Annotated in this window: 1 protein-coding gene; it reads left to right on the top strand. The window is 40.4% G+C overall.

Annotated features, from left to right (window positions below; genetic code table 11):
* Positions 1-1,336, top strand: a 1,336-nt coding sequence (locus DXC10_RS16170) for a TetM/TetW/TetO/TetS family tetracycline resistance ribosomal protection protein (protein ID WP_117738471.1), incomplete at both ends; no start/stop codon positions are given.

Below are 1,336 nucleotides of genomic sequence, written 5' to 3'. Positions count from 1 at the left end.
TTATATTTATCAATAAGATTGACCGTGCCGGTGTGAATTTGGAGCGTTTGTATCTGGATATAAAAACAAATCTGTCGCAAGATGTCCTGTGTATGCAAACTGTTGTCGATGGATCGGTTTATCCAGTTTGCTCCCAAACATATATAAAGGAAGAATACAAAGAATTTGTATGCGACCATGACGACAACATATTGGAACGATATTTGGCGGATAGCGAAATTTCACCGGCTGATTATTGGAATACGATAATCGCTCTTGTGGCAAAAGCCAAAGTCTATCCGGTACTACATGGATCAGCAATGTTCAATATCGGTATCAATGAGTTGTTGGACGCCATCTCTTCTTTTATACTTCCTCCGGCATCGGTCTCAAACAGACTATCAGCTTATCTCTATAAGATAGAGCATGACCCCAAAGGACATAAAAGAAGTTTTCTAAAAATAATTGACGGAAGTCTGAGACTTCGAGACGTTGTAAGAATCAATGATTCGGAAAAATTCATCAAGATTAAAAATCTAAAAACTATTTATCAGGGCAGAGAGATAAATGTTGATGAAGTGGGTGCCAATGATATCGCGATTGTAGAAGATATAGAAGATTTTCGAATCGGAGATTATTTAGGTGCTAAACCTTGTTTGATTCAAGGATTATCTCATCAGCATCCCGCTCTCAAATCCTCCGTCCGGCCAAATAAGCCCGAAGAGAGAAGCAAGGTGATATCCGCTCTGAATACATTGTGGATTGAAGACCCGTCTTTGTCCTTTTCCATAAACTCATATAGTGATGAATTGGAAATCTCGTTATATGGTTTGACCCAAAAGGAAATCATACAGACATTGCTGGAAGAACGATTTTCCGTAAAGGTCCATTTTGATGAGATCAAGACTATCTACAAAGAACGACCTGTAAAAAAGGTCAATAAGATTATTCAGATCGAAGTGCCACCCAACCCTTATTGGGCCACAATAGGGCTGACGCTTGAACCCTTGCCGTTAGGGACAGGGTTGCAAATCGAAAGTGACATCTCCTATGGTTATCTGAACCATTCTTTTCAAAATGCCGTTTTTGAAGGGATTCGTATGTCTTGCCAATCTGGTTTACATGGATGGGAAGTGACAGATCTGAAAGTAACTTTTACTCAAGCCGAGTATTATAGCCCGGTAAGTACACCTGCTGATTTCAGACAGCTGACCCCTTATGTCTTCAGGCTGGCCTTGCAACAGTCAGGTGTGGACATTCTCGAACCGATGCTCTATTTTGAGTTGCAGATACCCCAAGCGGCAAGTTCCAAAGCTATTACAGATTTGCAAAAACTGATGTCTGAGATTGAAGACAT

Source organism: Bacteroides sp. OM08-11, assembly GCF_003438665.1.
In the GTDB taxonomy this organism is placed as follows: domain Bacteria; phylum Bacteroidota; class Bacteroidia; order Bacteroidales; family Bacteroidaceae; genus Bacteroides; species Bacteroides cutis.
Note: the sequence above shows the minus strand (reverse complement) of the source record. Positions and strands in the feature narration are given on the sequence as shown.